19 protein-coding genes are annotated in these 22,258 nt (G+C 68.3%); 10 read left to right on the top strand and 9 right to left on the bottom strand.

Annotation, left to right across the window (positions count from 1 at the left end):
• Positions 1–235, top strand: a 235-nt coding sequence (locus E7Z53_RS19185; RefSeq protein WP_176338598.1) for an IS3 family transposase, incomplete at its 5' end; no start/stop codon positions are given.
• 182 nt (positions 236–417) lie between these two features.
• Here the strand turns inward: E7Z53_RS19185 and cydD are convergent.
• Genes cydD through E7Z53_RS19170 form a run of 3 tightly spaced genes read right to left on the bottom strand, consistent with a single transcriptional unit; the run spans position 418 to position 6,549 of the window.
• On the bottom strand, positions 418–3,846 hold the full coding sequence (gene cydD, locus E7Z53_RS19180) for a thiol reductant ABC exporter subunit CydD (protein ID WP_176338597.1): 3,429 nt from the start codon (positions 3,844–3,846) through the stop codon (positions 418–420).
• On the bottom strand, positions 3,843–4,937 hold the full coding sequence (cydB, locus tag E7Z53_RS19175; protein ID WP_062737390.1) for a cytochrome d ubiquinol oxidase subunit II: 1,095 nt from the start codon (positions 4,935–4,937) through the stop codon (positions 3,843–3,845). Before cydB ends, cydD begins: the two co-directional genes overlap by 4 nt.
• A gap of 28 nt (positions 4,938–4,965) precedes the next feature.
• Positions 4,966–6,549 (bottom strand): cytochrome ubiquinol oxidase subunit I, encoded by a 1,584-nt coding sequence (locus E7Z53_RS19170; protein ID WP_062737391.1) that lies wholly within the window; start codon positions 6,547–6,549, stop codon positions 4,966–4,968.
• A gap of 108 nt (positions 6,550–6,657) precedes the next feature.
• On the opposite strand from E7Z53_RS19170, the gene E7Z53_RS19165 reads away from it, so the two are divergent.
• The 7 genes from E7Z53_RS19165 (at position 6,658) to E7Z53_RS19135 (ending at position 14,144) form a co-directional block, all read left to right on the top strand.
• Positions 6,658–7,044 carry a BlaI/MecI/CopY family transcriptional regulator gene (locus E7Z53_RS19165; RefSeq protein ID WP_219930804.1) on the top strand — a complete coding sequence of 129 codons (387 nt, stop codon included), beginning with the start codon at positions 6,658–6,660 and terminating at the stop codon, positions 7,042–7,044.
• A gap of 6 nt (positions 7,045–7,050) precedes the next feature.
• Positions 7,051–8,001: a M56 family metallopeptidase gene (locus E7Z53_RS19160; RefSeq protein ID WP_062737393.1), complete on the top strand. Its 951-nt coding sequence runs from the start codon at positions 7,051–7,053 to the stop codon at positions 7,999–8,001.
• A 379-nt stretch (positions 8,002–8,380) separates the two neighbouring features.
• The gene (locus E7Z53_RS19155) at positions 8,381–9,976 is read left to right on the top strand and encodes a M23 family metallopeptidase (protein WP_158279241.1); all 1,596 of its coding nucleotides are present in this window, start codon (positions 8,381–8,383) and stop codon (positions 9,974–9,976) included.
• An 847-nt stretch (positions 9,977–10,823) separates the two neighbouring features.
• Positions 10,824–11,618 carry a cytochrome c oxidase assembly protein gene (locus E7Z53_RS19150; protein WP_095650768.1) on the top strand — a complete coding sequence of 265 codons (795 nt, stop codon included), beginning with the start codon at positions 10,824–10,826 and terminating at the stop codon, positions 11,616–11,618.
• 51 nt (positions 11,619–11,669) lie between these two features.
• Entirely contained in the window at positions 11,670–11,885 is a 216-nt protein-coding gene (locus E7Z53_RS19145) for a hypothetical protein (protein ID WP_095650769.1), read from the top strand.
• 403 nt (positions 11,886–12,288) lie between these two features.
• Positions 12,289–13,008, top strand: coding sequence for a response regulator transcription factor (locus E7Z53_RS19140; protein WP_095650770.1), 720 nt, complete (start codon positions 12,289–12,291; stop codon positions 13,006–13,008).
• Positions 13,009–13,064: 56 nt separating this feature from the next.
• On the top strand, positions 13,065–14,144 hold the full coding sequence (locus E7Z53_RS19135) for a sensor histidine kinase (protein ID WP_095650771.1): 1,080 nt from the start codon (positions 13,065–13,067) through the stop codon (positions 14,142–14,144).
• Between the two features lie 108 nt (positions 14,145–14,252).
• Here E7Z53_RS19135 and E7Z53_RS19130 read toward each other — a convergent pair whose 3' ends face one another.
• Positions 14,253–15,473 (bottom strand): heparan-alpha-glucosaminide N-acetyltransferase domain-containing protein, encoded by a 1,221-nt coding sequence (locus E7Z53_RS19130; RefSeq protein ID WP_109222890.1) that lies wholly within the window; start codon positions 15,471–15,473, stop codon positions 14,253–14,255.
• Positions 15,474–16,042: 569 nt separating this feature from the next.
• Here E7Z53_RS19130 and E7Z53_RS19125 point away from each other — a divergent pair.
• Positions 16,043–17,290, top strand: coding sequence for an IS256 family transposase (locus E7Z53_RS19125; protein WP_109223276.1), 1,248 nt, complete (start codon positions 16,043–16,045; stop codon positions 17,288–17,290).
• Positions 17,291–17,490: 200 nt separating this feature from the next.
• Positions 17,491–19,584, top strand: a complete 2,094-nt coding sequence (locus E7Z53_RS19120) for an acyltransferase family protein (protein ID WP_109222922.1) — start codon at positions 17,491–17,493, stop codon at positions 19,582–19,584.
• A 185-nt stretch (positions 19,585–19,769) separates the two neighbouring features.
• Here the strand turns inward: E7Z53_RS19120 and E7Z53_RS19115 are convergent, their stop codons facing one another.
• The 5 genes from E7Z53_RS19115 to E7Z53_RS19095 form a co-directional block, all read right to left on the bottom strand.
• On the bottom strand, positions 19,770–20,342 hold the full coding sequence (locus E7Z53_RS19115) for a hypothetical protein (protein ID WP_176338596.1): 573 nt from the start codon (positions 20,340–20,342) through the stop codon (positions 19,770–19,772).
• Positions 20,339–20,566: a zf-TFIIB domain-containing protein gene (locus tag E7Z53_RS19110; RefSeq protein ID WP_109222924.1), complete on the bottom strand. Its 228-nt coding sequence runs from the start codon at positions 20,564–20,566 to the stop codon at positions 20,339–20,341. Before E7Z53_RS19110 ends, E7Z53_RS19115 begins: the two co-directional genes overlap by 4 nt.
• Before the next feature lie 221 nt (positions 20,567–20,787).
• Positions 20,788–21,291, bottom strand: a complete 504-nt coding sequence (locus E7Z53_RS19105) for a hypothetical protein (RefSeq protein WP_176338595.1) — start codon at positions 21,289–21,291, stop codon at positions 20,788–20,790.
• A 59-nt stretch (positions 21,292–21,350) separates the two neighbouring features.
• Complete coding sequence (locus tag E7Z53_RS19100) at positions 21,351–21,695, bottom strand: hypothetical protein (protein ID WP_176338594.1); 345 nt, start codon at positions 21,693–21,695, stop codon at positions 21,351–21,353.
• A gap of 156 nt (positions 21,696–21,851) precedes the next feature.
• On the bottom strand, positions 21,852–22,258 hold a 407-nt coding region (locus tag E7Z53_RS19095; protein WP_176338593.1), incomplete at its 5' end, for a hypothetical protein.

Genomic DNA, 22,258 nt, shown 5'->3' with positions numbered 1-22,258 from the left:
TGTCCTCGCTGAGGCGTTCAACTCGCTGTTCAAGGCCGAGCTGATTCGCAACAGGGGCCCCTGGAAGTCGATCGACGACCTGGAGATCGCGGTGGCCGAGTACGTCGACTGGTTCAATTACCGGCGCCTGCACGGAGAGATCGGGCTCGTGCCCCCGATCGAGTTCGAGGACGCCTACTATCGTCACCACACCGCCCCGGCGACCGCCGGAGCGGCACTATCAAGCCTCCACTGAACCCGTCACGGGACACGGTTCTATGCACCATGACGTCCCGTTGGAGCCATGTGGATCAACCCGCGCCAGCGCAGGCCGGCCGAGCGTCGGCGGCTGAGGACAGGTCGCGCGGAGTCCCCGGGAGAGGTGTATCTCATCTGGGGCTGTGATGTCTTGGGAGATCGTCTGCGTTGGCGGGGCGGTCAGAGAACACGCGTCAGTGACCGGTCGCCGTTTCTGGCCTGCGCATGGTCCCTGGGTTGCGGTGGGCGGTGCTGGTGCACCCCTGGTAGGCGGAGGTGGACGTCTGCTCCAGCACGTTGTTCGGCGTGGTGGGTCACGAGCACGACGATGCGGTCGGACAGTGCTGAGCGCAGGTCGGAGATCAGCGAGTCGGCAGCTGGTGCGTCGAGGTGAGCGGTGGGTTCGTCGAGGAGCATGACGTCGGCGCGGGTGAGCAGTGCCCTGGCCACGGCGACGCGTTGACGTTGCCCCCCGGAGAGCTCCCCGCCGCTGGGCCCAACTGGTGTGTCCAAGCCCCGGGGAAGGCTGTCCAGGAAGGGGCCCAGGCCCACACGGGTGAGGACCTCGTACATGTCCTCATCGGTGGGCCGATCGTCTTTACCCCGGGCGAGCAGGAGGTTGCCGCGGATGGTGGAGTCGAACAGATGTGCCTCCTGGGGGCACCAGGCGAAGCACCGCCGCAGCTGCCGGGCGTCGAAGGTGGTGCTGTCGGAGCCGTTGACCTGCCATGAGCCCTCCGCGGCGGGCAAGTGGCCGAGGAGGGTCGCCAGCAGGGTGGACTTGCCTGAGCCGGAGGGACCTTCAACGACGAGCCACTGGCCGCGTCGCACGGTGGCCTGGAGGTGGCGGAATGCCGGGGCCGGCGCCTGGGGCCAGGTGACGGCCAGGTCGGCCAGCGTCAGCTCTTGGACCTGAGCCGGAACCAGCCCGGCGGGGGGCTGAGGTCGCTCGTGACGGGTGGTTGTGGAGGTGACGGCATGGACCTTGCGCAGTGACTGGGCCAGCGCGGACCACTGCTGTACCGCATCGACCACGCCGAGCAGCGGGTCGATCAGGCCCAGAGGCAGCAGCACGAGTCCGGCGACGACCGGTGTGGAAATCGTGCCCGCCGCCAGGGCTTCGGCGGTGGTAGCCAGCATCAGCACGGAGGAAAGAGAACAGGCCAGCACCACGACGGCCTCGCCCAGGCCCCGCGCCCAGGCACTGGAGCGGGTCGACGTGTCCGCGCGCTGCTCGAGGTCGTCCAGCCGGGCGAGCATGTCCTCGGTTCGATCGTTGGCGCGCAGCTCACTGGAGGCGGCGGCCATCGCGGCGAAGCGGCGGATCACTTTGGAGCGAACGACGGTGAGGTGGCGGGCCGCCGAGCGATCGGCCAGCAGCGCCGCGGCGGGCCCGGCGAGCAGCCCGCCGAAAACGGCGACCAGGAGCGTGGGCACCGCGCTGGGACACAGGACCGTGACGGTGACGACAGCCCCCAGGGCGGTGCCGGCCCCGGCCATCGGTGGCAGCAGGACCCTTGGTGCCAGGTCACGGACCCGGTCTGCGGCCTCGACCAGGTGCTCCAGCGCCGCCCCACCGGTGGCCAGGGCCCGGGAGGCCAGGCCGCGGGCGGCTAGCCCGGCCCAGATCCGGGACCTGAGCTCGGTGGTGGCGGACAGGACGGCATCGTGGGTGGCCAGTCGCTCGGCGTAGCGCAGCACGGCACGGCCGATGCCGAAGAAGCGGACGCCGACGATGGCGACCATCAGGTACATGATTCCCGGTTGCTCGCTGGCGCGCACGATCAGCCAGCCCGACAGCGTGGTGAGGGCGGCGGCGAACAGGGCTGAGGCCGTCCCCAGGGCCGCGGCCCCCAGCACGCGCCAGCGAGTGGAGGCGATGAACGCCCCGAGCTCGCCCAACGCACCACCGGAGGTCTCGGCGAGTGAAGAATTGGACGCCTCGCCCTGGCGATCGGGCACCGGCGGCTCCTCCGGGGCGGTGGTTCCTGGCCGGCGGTGCGCCCCCTCCCCGCGGGGGCTGGCGGGCTGCCCCAGGAGCACTGTCTGATCGGCGAGGGCAGTGATCTCGGTTTCGTGGGAAGCCAGGATCACGGTTGTGGTGCCGCGCAGGTTGTCGATGAGGTTTCTGATGCGGTGCGCGTTGGCGGGATCGAGGTGGGCGGTGGGCTCGTCGAGGAGCAGCAGCCTGGCCCCGGCGGTGATGCGGGCCAGGCCCCGGGCCAGGCCCAGGCGGCGCAGCTCCCCGGGACTGAGTTGGTTCGGGTCCGCCTCGGCCAGCCCGGTCAGTCCGACTCGCGCGAGGGCGTGGTGGGCGGAGGCGGTGTCGTGGGCGTAGAGCTGGATCTCGTCGAGGACGGTTTCGCCGACGGTGTGGATGTGCTGAGGCACCCAGGCCACTGCAGCCGGGTCGATCCCGTGGATGGTTCCTTTTTGGGCTTCGATGGTTCCGGCGAGGACCCCGAGCAGGGTGGATTTGCCGCTGCCGCTGGGGCCTTCGACGCTGGTGATGGTTCCGCCGAAAATTTCGGCGTCGAGACCGGATACTGCTGGGGAGGCCCGTCCTGGGTAGCGCACGACCACGCCGCTGATCCGCACCAGGGGTGCCTGGTCCGCCGGAGTGTCCGGCCGGGGGTTGATCGTTGCGGGGTTCGATTCCGGCGGCGTCGCTCTGCGGATGTCGGGGGCCGGGGACTCGGCGACGATCTCCCGGGAGCGATGCAGGGCTGCCATGCCGTCCTGGGAGGCGTGGAAGGCTGCGCCGAGGTCGCGGAAGGGGGCGAAGCATTCAGGGGCGAGGATGAGGGCAACGAGCCCCACCAGGAGGTCGAGGTCACCGTAAACGAGACGCACGCCGACGAACACCGCCACGACGGCGACCGAGAGCGTGGCGATCAGCTCGAGCACCAGCGCGGAGAGGAAAGCGGTGCGCAGCGTCACCATGGTCGTGTGCCGGTGCTGCTCGGAGACATCGCGCAACGCCGCAGCCTGCTCCTCGATCCGCCCCAGGCCCACGAGGACGGGCAGTCCACGGGCGAGTTCGACCAGGTGGTGGGAGAGCCGTTGAAGAACGGCGGAAGACTCCCCGGCCTTGTCCTGGGAGTGCAGTCCGATCAGTGCCATGAACACCGGGATCAGGGGCACGGTGAGCACGATGATGAGGGCGCTGACCCAGTCGGCGGCCAGAATCCTCGCCCCGACCAGCAGAGGCACGGCGGCGGCGGCGGTGACCGAGGGCAGCACGCGCGCGTAGTAGTCGTCGAGGGCGTCGAGGCCGATGGTGCCCACGGTGGTCGTGGCGCCGACGTCGTGGCCACCACCGGCCATGAGGCCGGTGGCGAGTTCTCGGCGCAGCCCCCGCTTCGCCCGACCGGCGGCGCGGACGGCGACGACCTGGGTGGCCCAGGTGGTTCCGGCACGCAGCAACCCGGCGCCGATCCCGACCAGCAGAGCCCGTTGCCAGGCCGCCGTGTCATGAGCGATGACCCCGACGATGCCGCGAGCCAGGGCTTCGGCCATGCCGATCAGGGCCAGAGCCTTGAGCGCTCCTAGGAGGCTGAGGGTAAAGACTGTTGCAGAGCCGCCGGGGCCCAGTGGGGGACGTTTCATGCCTGCCTGTTCCCGTCCGCGCCTCTCCCCGGCACACCCTCACGTGGGGTGCCCGTGGCGAGTTTCGGGGCAACGGCGGGAAGGACGGGGTGGGGGGCGGGAAGATGGCCGGTGGTCAGGCGCCGGCGGAACACCCAGTAGCTCCAGCCCTGAGCGAGCAGCACCGCGGGCAAGCCGATGGCCGCCACGACGGTCATGACCCCCAGGGTGTAGTCGCTGCTGGAGGCATTGGCCACCGTCAGGTGGTGGGCGGGGTCGATCGTGGAGGGCAGGACCACGGGGTAGACGTTGGCGAAGATTGAGGTAAGACCGCAGAACAGCAGTGCGGCGGAACCGGCGAAGGCGCGGCCTTCCCGGCCCAGGCGGGCGCTGGTCCACCCGAAGAGCGCGGCGACGACCGCGACACCGACCAGGGGCCAGGTCCAGGCCGTGTCGTGGAGCACTTGAACGGCCAACACCCACACGGTGAGCGGCACCAGCGCAGCCGGACCGAAGCGGAGGAGGAACCGGCGGGCACGCACCCGGACCGGGCCCTCGGTCTTCAGTCCCAGGAAGGCCGCGGCGTGCACGAGGCAGAACCCGACCAGCGCCAGCCCCCCGAGCAGCGCGTAGGGCGTGAGCCAGGCGAAGGCCCCGCCGACGCGGTCGCCGTTAGCGTTCAGCGGCAGACCCGTAGTGGTCAAAGCCAAGGCAGCACCTAGCCCGAAGGCGACCAGGAACGACCCCATCCCCAAGGCCCGGTCCACCCACCGCCGCCACCGGTCGCTGTGGACCTTCCCGCGGTACTCGATGGACACCGCCCGGAAAATCAGCCCGACCAGGACGAACACGAAGGGGACGTACAGGGCAGAGAACAAGGAGGCGTACCAGTCGGGGAAGGCGGCGAAGAGCCCGGCGGCTGCAGTGATCAGCCACACCTCGTTGCCGTCCCACACCGGGCCGATGGTATTGAGCATCTGCCGGCGCTGGCGCTCATCGCGGGTACTGGTAAGCATGAGCATCCCCACGCCCAGGTCGAAGCCGTCCAGGAGGATGAACCCGGTCCACAGCACCGCGATGGCGATGAACCAGAGAGTGGGAAGCAGTTCCATGTCAGGGGCCGTTCTGTGGTCGTCGGGCTCAGTAGGCGAAGGCCAGCACGTCATCGCGCCGACCGGTCATGCCCTCGGGATGGGCGGGGTCATCTTCGTGGTGGGCGAGCTCGGGCATGGCCGAGGCGACCCCGCCGCGCACGTAGCGCACGAGCAGCATCGTCTCCACCACCAGCAGGACCGCGTAGATCAGCCCGAGGGTGACCAGGGAGAAAAGGATCTCCTCCCCGCTGACTCCCGGGGAGACGGCAGCGGCGGTGTACATGTACACCCCGTCCACACCACTGGGGTTGGGATTCGGGACGACCACGAACGGTTGCCGCCCCATCTCGGTGAACACCCACCCGGCAATGTTGGCCCCGAAGGGTGCCAGGATGGAGGCCACCGCCACCCACATCAAGGGCTTGGAAGCCGGGACGGTGCCCTTCCGTGTGATCCACAGCGCCAGCGCCGCGAACCCCGCGGCGAGCATGCCGAAGCCGATCATCAGGCGGAACCCCCAGTAGGTGACCTCCATCAGGGGCAGGTAGTCGATCTTCTGGCCGGCCCGTTGCCCGTACATGGGGTCCTCAGGCAGGTGGGTGCCGTAGGCGGCCTCGTACTGTGGGATGAGGGTGTTCACGCCCTTGACTTCGGTGTCAAAGTCCCCGTGGGCCAGAAACGACAACAGGCCCGGGATCTCGATGACGTTGGTCACCTGGTCACAGTCCTGGGCTCCCAGCGGGCCCACCGCCAGCACCGAAAAGCTGGTGCCATCGTGGCAGGCCGCCTCAGCGGCAGCCATCTTCAGCGGTTGCTGCTCGAACATCAGCTTGCCCTGCAGGTCCCCGGTGGCGGCGACCCCGCCGAAGGCGACGGCGGCGACCACCGCACCGATGCGCAGACTGGACAGCCACACCGCGTGGTCGACCCGGTCCCGCCCGGGAATATCGGCCCGCTCCCCCACAACCACGGCACCGGAATCGTCGACGGTGTCGATGTTGTCCCGGCGGCGCTGCCACAGCTGGTACCAGGAAACCCCAATCAGGAACGCCGCGCCCACTGCCACCGCTCCGGCCAGAGTGTGGGAGTAGGCCACCAGGGCCGTGTTATTGGTCAGCACCGCCCACACGTCGTTCATCACAGGGCGGCCGTCCACCATCTCCACGCCCACCGGGTGCTGCATCCAGGAGTTGGCGACGATGATGAAAAAGGCCGAAACCACGGAGCCCAGCACCGCGGTCCACAGCGTGGCCAGGTGCAGCTTCTTGGGCAGGCGATCCCAGCCGAAGATCCACAGGCCCAGGAAGGTGGACTCGAAGAAGAAGGCGAGCAGGCCCTCCATCGCCAACGGTGCCCCGAAGACATCGCCGACGAAGCGGGAGTACTCGCTCCAGGCCATCCCGAACTGGAACTCCTGCACCAACCCGGTGGCCACGCCCATGATGAAGTTGATCAGGTAGAGCTTGCCCCAGAACTTCGTCATCCGCAGCCAACGCCCGTTGCCGGTACGCACCCACATCGTCTGCATGAGCGCCACCAGCAGACCCAGCCCGAGCGTGAGCGGGACCATCACGAAGTGGTAGACGGTGGTGATCCCGAACTGCCACCGGGCGATCTCCAACGGATCCATGGGTTGTCCCCCAAGCCTGTTTACAGTGGTGTAGAAGTAATTCTACGAGTCGTAGAACTACTTCTACACCACTGTAGAACACGTGGGTCGGTCCGCTAGAATCAGCCGGTGGCAACCAACGAATCGAAACGTGCAACCTCCTTAGGTGACCTGGAGCGATCCATCATGGAGATCCTCTGGCAGGCGGACACCCCCCTGTCGGCTTACGACCTTCAGGACCAGCTCCCCCTAGCCACCGACAGCGGCCGCCCCCGCGCCGCCACCACCGTGCTCACCGTCCTGTCCCGCCTGGAGCGCAAAGGCTTCGTCACACGGGAACGCACCTTCCGCCCCCACCGCTACTTACCTGCGGCCTCCCGGGAGGAGCACATGGCCTCCCTCATGCACGAGGTCCTCGGAACAGCCAACGACCGGGCCGCCGTACTCGAACGCTTCGTCGGGGGCGTCAGTTCCGAGGAAGCACAAACGCTGCGGCGCCTCCTCGACGACCACTGAGTCCATGTGATCAGCGCCTCGATCGCCCTCGCGGCATTTGCCCTCGCCCTGGCCTGGCCCGTCCCAATCCTTCTCTCGCACGCCAAGTGGCCGACCTGCGCCCCCGCCACCGCACTGGTGCTCTGGCAGGCCGTCGCCCTGGCCGGCGGGCTGTCGATGCTCGGGGCCTTGCTCACCTTCGGCCTGACCCCTTTTGGGCCGGACCTGGTCACGGGCGGCATCAGCTTCGCCGCCAGCTTCTTGGGAGATCAGCCATGGGTGCCCGCAGGCCCGATGCACATCCTCGCGCTGTCCGGAGCAGTTCTGCTCGGCGGGCATCTGCTGCTGAACCTGATCGTCACGATTGTGCGCGCCGAACGCGATCGTCGGCGCCATGCCCAGCTGGTCCTGCTCCTGAGCACACCGCTGCCCGAGGCCCCCGGCACCCGGCTCCTCGACAACCCCGCCCCGATCGCCTACTGCCTCCCCGGGGCGTTCACCACGATGACCGTCCTCTCTGCCGGACTGCTGTCACTGCTCGATGAAAACGAGCTGGACGCGGTGATCGAGCACGAGAAGGCGCATGCCACCCAACGCCATGACATCGTGCTCATGCTATTCCGCGCCTGGAGGGCTTCCCTGCCCTGGTTCCCCATCGCCGACCGCGCCCACCGCGAAGTCGGGCTCCTCGTCGAGATGCTCGCCGACGACAGCGCCCGCCGGAGCGTCGACGACCGTACCCTCGCCCGAGCCGTCGTCCTTGTCAGCACCGGTGGATTCGCTGCTCCCTCGCACCGCTTCCAAGGCACCTGGACAGGAACGGCCCCTACCGAGGATGCTCGTCATCGCATCCTGCGGCTGGAGGCCACACCCCTGCCGACGGGGCAAAAAGCAACAGTCATCGGCGCAGCCGCTGCGCTCATCTCCGTGCCCACCATCTTGTTGCTCGCCCCCGGCCTCACCAACCTGTTCGACTGACCACAGGCGCGAACCACGCTGGCTGCCACGGCAACATCTGACCCACGACAGGGCGCCCTGACATCGGTATCTACCGCGTCACATGAGGTACCTCAGCGCCACTCTGCCGCCACCGAACCAGGAACCTCGAACCGGAGGGCGGCAGCTCTGCGCGTCATACAGCGTTGCGTCCCCGCACGACGCCGCATTAACGGGAGCGAAGACGTATCCTCAGGAGAATTGTCCGTGCTCCTACGCGCACACCAATGTTTGATGCCTGCGGTCCGTTGCTCGATCTTTCCGTCGCTGCCTGCGACGTCCTGGGGGAAACACCATCATGCCCCGCGACTCCTCTCGCCGCCCTGCCAAGCCCGACCTCCGTCACCGCGCCTCCTCGCCGGTGAGCGCCCTCGCCGCGTTCTCGGCCCTCGTGGCGCTGAGCGTGGCCGTCAGCTCGGGCGTCACTCCGGGGGCCGGCGAAGAACGAGGGGCTGCCTTCGGGGCGTCGGCGGGTTCCTCGACGTCCTCGGAGCGGTCGGACAGCGGGTGGAGCCTCTTCGCGTCAGGTCAGGAGCGGCAGCACCCCCCGGCGGCACCGCTGCGGCAAAACCGTTCCACCTCGCCCGTCCGTGACGGCGCCACGGGCAACGGCTCCTGGCGCCAAGGCACCGGCCCGGGCGACGGCGACCGGAACGCGGCCTCGACGGTGCGCCCGGGGCGGCACGCACCGAGGCTGTACTCGGGCGAGCTTCCCGTCAACACCCTCATCGCCCCCACCACTCCCGGGGCCGTCCTGACCGGGGGCACCTTCGGGTGGCGGATCGCCCCCGATCGCGGCGACCGCGAGTTCCATAACGGCACCGACGTTTCCGCCGCCGCAGGGCTGCCGGTCGTGGCGGCCGCCGAGGGCGAGGTGACGGCCGTGTTCTGGGACGTCTGGGGCGGCAACCGTGTGGAGGTCACCCACGCGGACGGACTGAGAACCACCTACAACCACCTCCAGGACGTCAGGGTGGCCACCGGTGACCGGCTGACCGCGTCCGAGCAGCTCGGTTCCGTCGGTGCCACCGGAACCCGGGTCACGGGACCAAACCTGCACCTCGAGACCTGGGTCGACGGGCAGGCCGTGGACCCCCAGTCCTTCGACTGGGTCGACGGCCTCCGCGTCATTCCCGCCTCCCGCAGCAAGTACTCCTTGGAGGTGCCCGTGCCGGCTCTCCCGGAGGACGAGACCGCCGCCAAGAAAAAGGCCGCCTCAGGCGAAGAGACTGCCGATCAGAAGAAGGTCGCCCAAAGGAAGGCTGCCGAGCAGAAGGCCGCTGCGACCAAGAAGGTCACGAAGGAGCCACAGCCCACGGCCGAGCCTTCCGCTCCTGCAAAACCCAGCCCCACACCGACTCCTGCACCGCCAGCAGCGCAAAAGCCCACGGCCCCCCAGACCAAGCCGGTAAAGCCCGCCAAACCAGCACCTGCTGCGACCCCGCCCGGGCCCCTAACGGCACCGTCCAAGCCGGCACCGCCCAAACCGGCACCGCCCAAACCCGCGCCGCCACCATCCGCGCCGCCACCATCCGCGCCGCCACCGTCCGCGGACACTGGGAAAGAGAAGGATCTCCTGCCCGGGGTGGCGCCCCGGGTTCCGGACACCAGACGGGACACCGATCGCGACGGCACCCTCGATATTGAAGACACCGACCTCGACGGGGACGGCATCGACAACGAGGCTGACGACAACCTCGACGGCGATAAGTTCGTCGATGAGGTTGATCCGGACATGGATGGGGACGGCCTGCTCAATGAAGGAGACCCGGACATTGACGGGGACGGCATCCTCAATGACAAGGAAGAGGGGCCCATACGCCCGGCACGAGTGACGTCCGGCAAACCAACCCCCGAGACTGGCGAGCCGAGCGCTCCGGCAGGAATCACGGCCCCTGCCCGGGGAAATCGGAATGCCGGCACCTCGCCGGCCACCAGTGCAGTGCAGGCACGCTGAGGTGCACCTGATCTCATAACTTGGTCGCCTGGCGCAGTCGGCGAACGTTGATGAGCGGGAGGCCGAGCAGGGCAGAGGACCAGGGTGCCGACGATGCGGTCGTAGCGGATTCCGAGGCGTTTGAAGCGCAAGACCCCGGAGATGGGGCGCTCGACCACCAAGCCGTGTCGATCCAGATGAGTTTTGGCCTCGATCCCACGGCGGGTAACACGCACTTTGATGCCTGGGCGGCGCCGTGGCTGCACGGGACGTCCGCACCGATCGCGCACACCGGAGGTGGCCACCATCAGGAGTTCGAAGAGACGGCTGTCGTGGGTGTTGGCGGCCGGGGCGTGAACGTGCAGGGGCAGGCCGTTGCGGTCAGTGAGCAGGTAGTACTTGGAGCCCGGGTTCGCGTGGTCGGTGGAGTTCGGGCCGGTCAGCTCGCTCCCCTTTTTGGGTTCGTACCGACACCGAGTCGATGCTGGCCCCTGTCCAGTCGAGGATCTGCTCCTCGGAGAGCTCCTCGAGCACGGCCCGGTGGGGCTTCTCTCAAACCCCGGCCGCCTGTCACTCGCGCAGAGGCAACCAGGCGGTGTGTCCGGACCCGTGCCCCAGAGCCGGTGGCAGGTCAACGACACCGAGGTATGCAGCACGAACAAGATGCCCTCCACAGCGGCCCAGTCATCGATCCACGCCGCCTACCGGGACCTCGCGGCGGCGTTAGGGGCGGGATGAGCGGGGCGATCAGCTCCCACAGTCGATCATCCACTGCGGCTTCATCGTGGCCATACAGGAATGGTCAGCCAGCCGGACGAGGGCGATCAACGACCGACCAGGTCTTGAAAACAGATGTACGATAATCGCGATGAGTCACGACCACGGCATGTTCGGTTGGACTTTGTTCAGATACGTCACAGCCCTGGCGTTCGGTCTGGGCGCGGTCGGCTACGCCGCGGGATGGTGGGCGTCCCGCCACCGGGGGCGCTGGCCGATCCACCGCGCCGTGCTGTGGTACACCGGGCTCTTCTGCGCCGGGGTCGGGCTGGTGGGCCCGATCGCTGAAGCCGCCCGCACGAGCTTTCCCGCCCACATGGTCGGGCACCTGCTCTTGGGCATGGTCGCGCCACTGTGTCTGGTGCTCAGTGCCCCGGTCACTCTTGCTCTGCGTGCTTTGCCTGTGGTTCAGGCCCGCGCGCTCTCCTGGGCCCTGCGCACCGCTCTCGTGCGGGCTCTGACCCATCCGGTGGTCGCGGTGGTGCTCAACGTCGGGGGCCTGTGGGCGCTTTACACCACCGATCTGTACGGCATGATGCACACCTCGGTGTGGTTGTATGCGCTCGTCCACGCCCACGTCTTCCTGGCCGGCTATCTTTTCACCGCCGCGATGGTGGGGATTGACCCGAACCCGCACCGGAGCTCCTTCGCCCTGCGGACCGCAGCGCTCATTGGGTTTCTCACAGCCCATTCGATCTTGGCCAAGTGGCTTTACGGCCACCCGCCCGCCGGCGTTGACTTCGCCGACGCGCGAATCGGGGCGCAGATCATGTATTACGGTGGGGACGCCGTGGACGTCACCTTGATCGTTGTTTTCTGCGCCCAGTGGTACACCGCCACCCGCCCCCGTGGAATACCCCTGACAGACACCCATGCACCGCGCTGAGTACACACCCGGCGCCAGCGTCCGTCCAGATCCCTAAGGGAGAATACATCCATGGAGTACTTCGCGGCTGTGCTGCCGTCCATCTGCATCGGCGTCATCTTCTGGCTGATCATGCGTTCGATTTTCCGCGGCGACCGCACCGAGCGCGCCGTCGAATCCGCTTCCCAGGACGACGCAGCACGCTGGTATAAGGACCTCAAGCAACGCGAGAGCGACGCCCTCCCCTTCAGTCCATCCTCCCTCGCCGACAACGAGCCCACGCGCTGACCCCGGGCATCATGTCAGCGGGGGGGCTAGCGGCTGACCGCCTCAGGTGATGGGGAACGCGTCCCCCGCGACGGGGCTGTGGCCCGCCCCGTGACATGCCCGTCGACGGGGCGACCTACGCATCACGGACCCCGTAAGCCAGGACGGCCTCAGATCGTCGGCTGCGGCAGCTCCCGGATCCGCTGATACAGACCACCCGTTGCATCCTCGGATTGTGAAGACGGCGGAGAAGCCGTGACGGTTCACGGTGCGGGAGAGCGTCAACCACACCGACCACCAGCTCGCCGGTGAACCCGTCCACGACTGCCCCACCCGCACCGCCGGTCCCGCGCGGGCAGCACGGCCACCCGGGACACCGAGGCTCACAGCACTCACATCACAGCGATCAGGACAGGGAGGACAGATGACGGATCCGCTCACCGGGCGTGTTCTGGTGGTCGACGATGAGGTCGACCTGGCGGAACTGGTCGCGGAATATCTGCGCAAGGCGGGCCTGGACGTCGAGGTGCGCCACGACGGCACGGACGCGGTGGCCGCGGTGCGGGAGTACGCCCCGGACGTCCTCGTGCTGGATCTGGGGCTACCGGGAATCGACGGGATCGAGGTGTGCCGTCAGGTGCGGACCTTCTCCGACTGCCACGTGCTGATGCTCACCGCCCGCGACGACGAGGTCGACAAGATCGTGGGCCTGTCGGTGGGAGCCGACGACTACGTGACCAAGCCGTTCAGCCCGCGCGAGCTCGTGGCCCGGGTCCAGGCCATGCTGCGCCGGGCCCGCACCCGCCCCGCGCCCACCCCGCCGCCGGCGGGGCGGGCCCAGGAGCTGGTGATCGGGGACCTGGTGGTGGACGAGGCCGCCCGGGAGGTCCGCGTGGGCGGGGAGTCGGTGGCACTGACCCGGATCGAGTTCGATCTGCTGGCCGCCCTGGCGACGCACACGCAGATGGTGCTCTCGCGCCGGCAGCTGGTGGAGATCGTCTGGGACACGCGCTGGACCGGGGACGAACACCTGGTGGACGTGCACATCGGGCGGATCCGCAAGAAGCTCGGCGATGAGGCCGCCAGCCCGAAGTTCATCCATACGATCCGCGGGATCGGTTTCCGGATGGGCACCGGAGAATGAGCAGCACTGTCTTAACAAGCCCGCGCTGGTCCTGGAGCCCGTTGACGGTGCGGTTGATGCTGGCCCAGACCGCGGTGCTGTTGATCGGGTTGATCATCGTGGTCGTGACCGCGGTGCTGGTCGGGCCGAACATGTTCTACCACGAGCTCGTCGAGTCGGGTCACGCCGATGAGGCCCTCGGGCTGGTGCACCTGGAGGACGCCTTCCGCTCGGTGAGTCTCACGGCCCTGGCCATCGGCGGGTTGCCGGCTCTCTACATCGCCGGGCTGCTCACCTTCTACCTTTACCGCACGATCGGGCGGTCCCTGGCCTCTTTCAGCACCGCCGCCGGTGAGGTGGCCGCGGGCAACTACGATGTCCGCGTCACCTCCACCAAGCTGGGCCCGGAGTTCGACGCCCTGGCCTCCTCTTTCAACGAGATGGCGGCCAAGCTCAGCGCGGTGGACACCACACGGCGCCAGATGCTCGCCGACCTAGCCCACGAGATGCGCACCCCACTGGCCAGCCTCAAAGGCCACCTGGAAGGGGTCGAGGACGGGGTGGTCGCCCTCGATGCGCACACCACCGGCATCCTTCACGCCCAGATCACCCGCCTGGAGCGCCTGGCCCGCGACATCCGCCAGCTCACCGCCGCCGAAGAGGGCATGACCCGCCTGCAGCTCACCCCCCAAGACCCGGAGCATTTGGCGGTCCAGGCGGTCGCGGCCATCGAGCCCGACGCCGCCGGCAAGGGTGTGTCGATCACCGCGGTGAGCACCGGCCCGGAGACCGCCCCGGTGCCGCTGGACCCGGAACGGATGGGCCAGGTGCTGAGCAACCTGCTGGAGAACGCCCTGCGCCACACCCCGACCGGGGGCACCATCATCCTGCGCACCGACCACACCGCCGAGGCGGTCACTTACACCGTCACCGACACCGGGGAGGGCATCAGTGCCGAGAGCCTCCCGCACGTCTTCGAGCGCTTCTACCGCGCGAACACCGGCCGGGAGGCCCACCGCGGCGGCTCGGGGCTGGGCCTGGCGATCAGCAAGGCCCTCGTCGAGGCCCAGGGCGGAACCCTGGAGGCCACCAGCGACGGCCACGGCCGGGGCGCCAGCTTCCGGATCCACCTGCCCTACCGTCGCCCCACCGGCTGAACACTGGGAGCACCCGGACCTAAGGCTTGAAAACGACTGCGGGCCGTGCCCGCCACCAAGAGCTTCGGAGCTTGGTGACGGGCACGGCCTGCGGCGGTGCAGAGGCACCTACCTGCGCGAGGTCCCAGTGGTCCCTCCGAGCACGAGCCGGCGGGTGCCTTTCACGCTGAGGCTGACAACCCGTTCCAGCGGGCCCTGGCCCAGGGCGCGGTACCAGGCGACCGCGAACAAGGCCGCCAGCGTCACGTGGATCAGGAACCACAGGTACGGCTGGTCGTAGTGGAGCTCGAAGGACAGGCCCACCAGGTGAGCGGTGTACAGGGTCAGAGTCATGACGCCCATCGCTGCCAGCGGCAGCAGCCAGGCCTCGGCCTTGCGGGCGATCAGCAGGAAGGCCCCGAGCACGGCCAGGCTCACGCCCAGGCTGGCCGCGATCGCCAGCGGGGTGTTGGTGTGCGGGGTGGCGATCGCCAGCCACCACACCGTGGAGGTCGGCAGGGAGTCCGGTCCCCAGATCAGGACCTCGGCGAGTTCCTCCTCACCGAACGAGGAGGCGTCCAGCAGCCGCTGGTAGCCGCCGAAGGCGTAGAGCAGGAAGTAGGAGGTGGCCTGAGCAAAGATCGCGATCCCGACACCGATGACCAGCAGCCGGATCTGCACCTCCTGCTTGCGCAGGTTCAACCGGCCCAGACCCATGCCGACCAGCAGATAAGTCATGTACGGCAGGGCTGGGTAGGTCCCGGTGAGCAGCAACTGGGAGGCCGTGGCCCCCGGCTCCGTCAGGACGGTGGTGAGGGTGGGATTGTAGTTGCTCCAGGCGGGCAGCTCGTTGAGCAGGCCCTGCATCAGCAGCGGGGACACGAGCCCGAAGACCGCCGCGGAGATGAAGAGTACCTTCGGCCCGGCGTGCAGGAAGGGGATTGCCAGCAGGAAGAACACCCCGTAGTAGATTAAGATGTTGTCCGCCGGGGCGTCTTCGGGCATCAGCGTCCCGATCCACAGCCCCACCGCCGCAATCAGCACGGCCCGTATCGCCAGGCCGATCCGGTCGGCGGTCATCGCCTTGCCTTCGTGCGGGTGGCTTCCGCCGGAAGTCAGGGCCAGTCCGACCCCGGCCAGCAGGGCGAACAGGGCTGCGGAGTCCCCGGAGAAGATCCGCCAGGTGAAGCTGGCCTCCCCGGTCTCCTCGTTCCAAGAGGGCAGGATGTGGATGGCCATCAACCCGACCAGCGCCAACCCCCTCGCCGCATCGATCCCCACCAACCGGCGTGTGGGCCGGATCAGTGCATCGTCGAGTCTCCCTGAATCGGTTCTCTCCGCTCGTGACATCGCGCTCATGACTCCCCCTGATCGAGCCGGCCCTTCCAGGGCCAGCGAAGTGTGCGGCCCGTCGGGGGTCGCGTCCATGGCCCCGGGGCATCCGGAGCCGATCTAACTTCAGGGTCTCGTCCACACTTGACGCCCACCTCGCGGGATCCTCAAGATTCCGTCAAGATTCCCACGGAGTTGCGCCGTCGGTGCGTGCCTCCGGCGCCTGCTCGACGTCACAGTGGCCGCAAGAACATCGTCTGCACGGCCAGGGTTTGTCCCGCGCGGCGTCCGATTCCCACGATGGGACCACGGGGGTCGTTGCACCCCGTGGAGCAGCCCGCTCCCGACAGGGCAGGGGGTGGGAGACCAATAAGCGAAACCAGTCGGGCCGGTGGACGGGGAACGAAGCGGTGGGCCGTGGAGGCTTCCGTGTGTGCGGACCATCTAGCGGGCGCAGGCCCCTATGAGTTGAGCCCCCGATAGTGGTGTAGCGCGGTGGCCCTGCTCGTCGTTGCGGACGAGGGCGCGGCCACCGTGAGATCTTTCGAGTTCACCTCTCACAGCACCCTCGAAAGGACATCATCACGATGACCGCTCCTCACATTGTCGACCCCACCGGCCTGCTCGGTGAAGCCCTGTCCGAAGCCTCGCCGGATCTGATGCGCAACCTGCTGCAGACGGTGATCAACGCGCTGCTCTCCGCCGACGCGGACGCGGTGGTCGGCGCCGAGTGGGGCCGACCCGCTCCCGAGCGGGTAACCCAGCGCAACGGCTACCGCCACCGCGACCTCGACACCCGCGTGGGCACGATCGACGTAGCCGTGCCGAAACTGCGGGCCGGCACCTACTTCCCGGAGTGGTTGCTGGAGCGCCGCAAGCGGGCCGAGTCCGCGCTGATCACCGTGGTCGCCGACTGCTACCTCGCCGGGGTCTCGACCCGCCGGATGGACAAGCTGGTGAAGACCCTTGGGATCAACGCCCTGTCGAAGTCCCAGGTCTCAAGGATGGCCGGTGACCTCGACGAGCACGTGGAGTCCTTCCGCCACCGGCCCCTCGGGGACGTCGGGCCGTTCACCTTCGTCGCCGCCGACGCACTGACGATGAAAGTCCGCGAGGGCGGGCGCGTGGTGAACGCGGTCGTGCTCCTGGCCACCGGGGTCAACGGTGACGGCCACCGTGAGGTCCTGGGCATGCGGGTGGCCACGGCCGAGACCGGGGCGGCCTGGAACGAGTTCTTCGCCGATCTGGTGGCCCGCGGCCTGGGCGGGGTCCGCCTGGTCACCAGTGACGCCCACGCCGGGCTCAAGGACGCGATCGCGGCGAACCTGCCCGGGGCGTCCTGGCAGAGGTGCCGCACCCACTACGCGGCCAATCTCATGTCGATTTGCCCGAAGTCCATGTGGCCGGCCGTCAAAGCCATGCTCCACAGCGTCTACGACCAGCCCGACGCGACAGCCGTGAACGCCCAGTTCGACCGGTTGCTGGACTACGTCGCCGAGAAGCTGCCCGCGGTGGCTGAATACCTGGCCGATGCCCGTGAGGACATCCTCGCGTTCACGAACTTCCCCAAGGACGTCTGGGCCCAGATCTGGTCCAACAACCCAGCTGAGCGGCTGAACCGGGAGATCCGGCGCCGGACCGACGCGGTCGGGATCTTCCCCAACCGGCAAGCCATCGTCCGCCTCGTGGGAGCCGTGCTGGCCGAGCAGACCGACGAGTGGGCCGAAGGCCGCCGCTATCTCGGCCTCGAGGTCCTCACCCGCTGCCGGCTCACCACCGTCGCGGACACCGGAAGCGAGGTGACCACCGACCCCCTGACCGCGCTCACAGCCTGACCCTTACACGAAAGATCGCTACACCACTCCAGGGGGCTTGACCAACTGGGCCCCTGCGCCGCCCAGCAATGCAGGGGTCATCGGGTCGCCGGTGACCGGACCCCGGTGCTGGGGGTGGCCGGGGCCGGCGGTAGATTTTCGGCGTTGCCGCCCCGTCCCCTTGTCCACTTTTCGAGGAGCGGCCGTTCAGGAGGTCCTCCATGCCGCGTGTGTTCGGTCAGCCCCTCACCCCCGCTACCGCCGGCACCACCTACGGATCCGATGTCGACGTCCGGCAGGTGGCCCGGTATTCGGGGTTCCGCCCCGAGGTGCAGGGCCTGCGCGCGGTGGCGGTGCTGCTGGTGGTGGTCTACCACGTGTTCCTCGGGCGGGTCTCCGGGGGCGTGGACGTGTTCCTGCTGATCTCCGCGTTCTTCCTCACGCTGTCCTTCGTGCGCAAGCTCGAGGCAGGCCGGCCCCTGGCCCTGGGGCGGTACTGGTTGCACGTGTTCAAGCGGCTGCTGCCGCTGGCGGTGCTCACGATCCTGGCCACCCTGGTGGCAGTGGAGCTGCTCTACCCCGGCTACGACGTCGGACGCTGGCGCGCCGAGGCGCTGGCCTCGGTGTTCTACGCGGAGAACTGGGCGCTGGCGTTGTCCGCGGTGGACTACTACGCGGTGGATCACTCCACGGCCTCGCCGTTCCAGCACTTCTGGTCCCTGTCGGTCCAAGGGCAGGTGTTTCTGCTGTGGCCCCTGGTGTTCGGGGCGGCCTGGTGGCTGCACCGGCGGTTCGGGTGGCGGCCGGTGCCGGTGCTGGCGGTGTTCTTCGCGGCGATCTTCGCGGCCTCCCTGGCCTGGTCGGTGTACTCCACATCCGTTCAGCAGGAGTTCGCCTACTTCGACACCCGCACCCGGTTGTGGGAGTTCGCCCTCGGGTCGCTGCTGGCCCTGGCGCTGCCGTACCTGAATCCGCCCCGGGCAGCCCGGGTGCTCCTGGGCTGGTTCGGGCTGGTCAGCATGGTCTCGGTCGGGGTGCTGGTGGACGTCCAAGGCGCCTTCCCGGGGTGGATCGCGCTGTGGCCGCTGGCCTCGGCGGCGGCGATCATCGTGGCCGGCCGAACCGGGTCCCCGTTCGGGCTGGACCGGATCCTCGCCTCGGCGCCGTTGGTGCGGCTGGGAGACTGCGCCTACGCGCTGTACCTGGTGCACTGGCCGCTGCTGATCACCTATCTGGTGCTGCGCGACCGCCCGATGGCCGGGCCCCGCTCCGGGGTGGTGCTGGTGGTGCTCTCGGTGGTCCTGGCCGTGGTGATCACCCGTTTGGTCGAAGACCGGTTCAAGGCCTGGGCGTGGCCGGAGCAGAACAAGCGGCGCCTGGCGCTCACGGTCGCGGTGAGCCTGGCGGTGGTCGCCGTGCCCGTGCTGTCGCTGCAGCAGGTCCAGGACCGGCGGGCCGCCGAGGTGCTGGCCGCCGCCGATCGCAACAACCCCGGGGCCGCGGCCCTGCTGCCGGGCTTCCAGTACCAGGGTGACCCGGAGGCGGAAGCGATCCCGGTGGTCACCGGCGACTACTACCAGAAACCAGGGCTGGGTGAGCCCTGCCCGGCCGAGCTCGGGATCGCCGACAGCTATCAGCAGTGGTGCTTCGACACCGTCCCCAACGCCGATCCCGCCGCGACACTGATGGTCATCGGCAACAGTCACGTGCACATGTGGATCCCCGCGATCGAGGAACTGGCCAAGGCCAAGAACTGGCGGGTGGTGACCTATATCCGCGGTAACTGCATGTACTCCACCGTCGAGGAACAGGTCGCCGACCACCAGGAATGCGCCCGATGGTTGGAGGGCACCGACCCGGTGATCGAGGCCGTGAACCCGGAGCTGGTGCTGGTCCAGGGCACCCGCAGCACCGATGAGAACGAGGAACAGTTCACCCCCGGGATGGAACAACGCCTCCGTAGCCTGGCGGAGCGCGGCATCCAGGTCATCGGGCTGCGCGACAACGCCCGCTTCGACTTCGTCCCCGCCCAGTGCGCCGTGGACCACGGGGCCGACGCCCCCCAGTGCGCTGCCTCCCACGTGATTCTGGGCCCGGACAGCCCGCTGGACCCGGTGGCCGGCGAACTGGCACAGGTCTCGATGGTCGACCTGGGGGATCTGATCTGCCCCGAAGGCACCTGTGTGCCGGTTATCGGCAACGTGTACACCTACTGGGACAACAATCACCTCACCGTCGAATACGTCCGGACCCTGGCACCCATGTTCACCCAACGCGTCCAGGAAGCCCTCACCAGCGACGGGGCCCCCTACTAACCCCGACCACAAAGCGGGCAGCTCGAAGCCTGGGCGCTGCTGAGCTCGCGGAGATCCGCCTCTAACCGGGCCATATGTAAAGCGATTCCTGGCCAGCTCGACGGTTGGGATCAGGGGTGAGTGGAGAGGTCGGTGCGGTCGCTGGAGAGGATGCTGCGGACGAGTTGCTGCTCGGCGCCAGGACTCTACAGCTGAGCCAGCCGTTCCCGTAGCTGCGCGATCTCCCGGTCCATCGACGGCTCAGCGAGGTTGCTCTGGGCCCAGGCGAAGAACCGCTGCGCCTCATCGAGCAACGAATCGAGGAAGGGGACGGGCTCCACCATCACCCGGGTCTCGTCGGTGGAGAAGAACACCTTGTGCTTGACCGTCTCCAGCACCACCGGCAGCGGCTGGTCCGGGTAGTAGGTCTTCCCGCGGCCGGTGTCCAGGAACTCCTCGACCACATGGAGCAGGTAGCACCACAGCGCCAAGACGTGATCCACCGCCCCGAACGGCAGCAGCTCGGCCCCCTGGTAGCGCAGCCGGATCTCGCCCTCGCTCCAGTCCCGGTCCCGTCGCCGACGGGACTGCCACAGCGCGGCGGCCTCGGCCTCGTGCTCGAAAATGTCCAGCAGGTAGTCCTGAGGATTGGCGGCCACCTTGGCGGGGTCAAAGATCGGTCCGCCCTTGAGGATCAGCGTGGTGCTGCTCAGCCGCGCAGTGCGCTGGTCCTGCGCCCACGCCGAGTCACCCGTGGTGGCCGCCCGTGGCTTGCTCACGAGGCGGGCGCCTCGTCGAGTCGGTGCAGCTCGCTCCACAGCGGCGGCCGGCCGCGCAGGAGAAGGAACTGCTCGATCGTCGTCAGGGGTGGACCCGGCAGCTCATCGGTGGCCTCCCACACGCCGTCGCACTCATCGCACACGCGGATGGTCTCGTTCGTGGCGGCCACCTGCCAGGTGGCAAGGACACCGGTGTCACAGACAGGGCACTCATCGGGGTTCATCGCAGCTCCTTCCTTCGGATTCCTCCCGGCCAGGTACCGGGATCGTGATACGGATCGGCCGAGGACCCCGCCGCGCTGTGGCGACAGCGCTCACGAGGTCCTCGAGTGATCAGATTCTGCCCCGGATCACCCCGGCGGCGGAAGACCGCGCCTCTCCCCCCCCCCGCCGGCAGCGCCCATCCGGGACCGTGTGGGTGCGCCCGGGGGCGGCCCGCCCTGGCTCAGAGGTGAGTGGCGAGAATGGCGCGGCCACGGATGAAGACATCTCGGATGAGCCGTTGTTCCTCGACCGTGAAGCAGGGCCGGTAGTGCTCCCCGGCAGGGGTGACGCTGGGGAGGTTGTTGCCGAAGAACAGCTTGTCGTAGCACTGCTGCCACGCCTCTCCGGTGTCGTCGAGGGTGGCCGAGACGCTGCGGGCGATGTCGGCGAACAGATTCCACGCATCCAACACCTGCGCGCAGATCGCCTCAGAGGCGGGAAGCTCCAGCAGCTCCTCGACGTCGTCGAGAACCTGCACGGCCCCATCGCTGTCCTCCAGCTCGAGGCCGTGCCGGGCGGCCACGGTGGTGAGGTCCTCGGTGGTGGAAGCGGTGACGATTCTCCCGTCCAGGACGAGGACCGCGTCGGTGTCCTCGTCAGTGACCTGGGTGCTGTCGTCGGTCTGCCAGATCAGTGCACGGTCGCAACCGTTGAACCGGACCCACACCGGATACGAGAGCCTCATTCCCGCACCCTACCCAGCAGGCGCCGACAGAACGGGCACCCGACTGCCCTGGGCGGGCCTCACGCTTCCTCGATGCGCAACTCCGCCAGAGGTGGGTGGTGATCGGCGTCGGCCCAGGTGATCTCCACCCCGCCGGCGTGGCCCTGCTCGTGCCACAGATACACGCCCAAGGCCTCAACCGGGGTGGTGTCGCTGACAGTGTGGAACCACAGCGGACATTCGGTGTTCTCCGGCAGCCGGGGCGTGGTCGGGTCCACGGTGAAGTCGAAACAACCGCAGTCCCGGGCCTCGGTGATCACCAAGGAATCGAACTGTTCTTTCAGCACCGGCGCCAACGGACCGCTGTGGAGCAGAATCTGGGACAACAACCGGCGCTGAGAACCGGTCGACGCCATCTCATCCATCCGGACAGCCTATGCACCGCCTGGCCGGCCACCCCCCGGCACGCCACGCGTGACCCAGCAAGGCCACCGCAATCGGGCATCCCAATCGCAGTTCCAGGAGGGTCTGTCTTTCGGGCCCGGAAGCCGGCCGTGGACGACGGACCGGACGAGACAGCTCTATGGGCAGGGCACCGAGGAAAAGTGCCGACCGAGGCGCCATTCAAGGCCGTCCACCTCGACTCGCAGGGCCGGCACCGTACCCCGGCGAAACAGCCGCCGTCGCCGTTCGATGCACCCTTCCCCGTGAAGGTAGGCGCGCATGACCAGGCAGAGCCGTCGCAGCTCGGCTTCTTTCTCCGCCTCCACGTCGTCGTAGTCGAAGAGGGTGACCTGAACCTCCAGCTCAGGAACAAAGGCATCCATCCACTCGTAACTGGCCCGGATAATGGCTGCGCGGCCATTATCGGCGCGGCGACTCACCTGCACCCCGTGCAGCCAGGCATCATCGCTGGAGCTCACGGTCGTCACGGCGAACGTCTCGTCGAACACCTCAGCAACGACCCGGTAGAGCATGGCTTTGATGT

It is taken from the genome of Kocuria salina, assembly GCF_013368965.1.
Taxonomy (GTDB): domain Bacteria; phylum Actinomycetota; class Actinomycetes; order Actinomycetales; family Micrococcaceae; genus Kocuria; species Kocuria rosea.
The sequence above is the reverse complement of the archived record's forward strand: the minus strand, read 5'-3'. Positions and strand labels throughout refer to the sequence as shown.

Excerpts from the sequence above, each read along its gene's own strand:
- cydD (WP_176338597.1), bottom strand. The coding sequence starts at position 3,846 with ATGAAACGTCCCCCACTGGGCCCCGGCGGCTCTGCAACAGTCTTTACC.
- cydB (WP_062737390.1), bottom strand. The coding sequence starts at position 4,937 with ATGGAACTGCTTCCCACTCTCTGGTTCATCGCCATCGCGGTGCTGTGG.
- E7Z53_RS19170 (WP_062737391.1), bottom strand. The coding sequence starts at position 6,549 with ATGGATCCGTTGGAGATCGCCCGGTGGCAGTTCGGGATCACCACCGTC.
- E7Z53_RS19150 (WP_095650768.1), top strand. The coding sequence starts at position 10,824 with ATGAGTCACGACCACGGCATGTTCGGTTGGACTTTGTTCAGATACGTC.
- E7Z53_RS19145 (WP_095650769.1), top strand. The coding sequence starts at position 11,670 with ATGGAGTACTTCGCGGCTGTGCTGCCGTCCATCTGCATCGGCGTCATC.
- E7Z53_RS19140 (WP_095650770.1), top strand. The coding sequence starts at position 12,289 with ATGACGGATCCGCTCACCGGGCGTGTTCTGGTGGTCGACGATGAGGTC.
- E7Z53_RS19135 (WP_095650771.1), top strand. The coding sequence starts at position 13,065 with ATGCTGGCCCAGACCGCGGTGCTGTTGATCGGGTTGATCATCGTGGTC.
- E7Z53_RS19130 (WP_109222890.1), bottom strand. The coding sequence starts at position 15,473 with ATGTCACGAGCGGAGAGAACCGATTCAGGGAGACTCGACGATGCACTG.
- E7Z53_RS19125 (WP_109223276.1), top strand. The coding sequence starts at position 16,043 with ATGACCGCTCCTCACATTGTCGACCCCACCGGCCTGCTCGGTGAAGCC.
- E7Z53_RS19120 (WP_109222922.1), top strand. The coding sequence starts at position 17,491 with ATGCCGCGTGTGTTCGGTCAGCCCCTCACCCCCGCTACCGCCGGCACC.
- E7Z53_RS19110 (WP_109222924.1), bottom strand. The coding sequence starts at position 20,566 with ATGAACCCCGATGAGTGCCCTGTCTGTGACACCGGTGTCCTTGCCACC.
- E7Z53_RS19105 (WP_176338595.1), bottom strand. The coding sequence starts at position 21,291 with ATGAGGCTCTCGTATCCGGTGTGGGTCCGGTTCAACGGTTGCGACCGT.
- E7Z53_RS19100 (WP_176338594.1), bottom strand. The coding sequence starts at position 21,695 with ATGGATGAGATGGCGTCGACCGGTTCTCAGCGCCGGTTGTTGTCCCAG.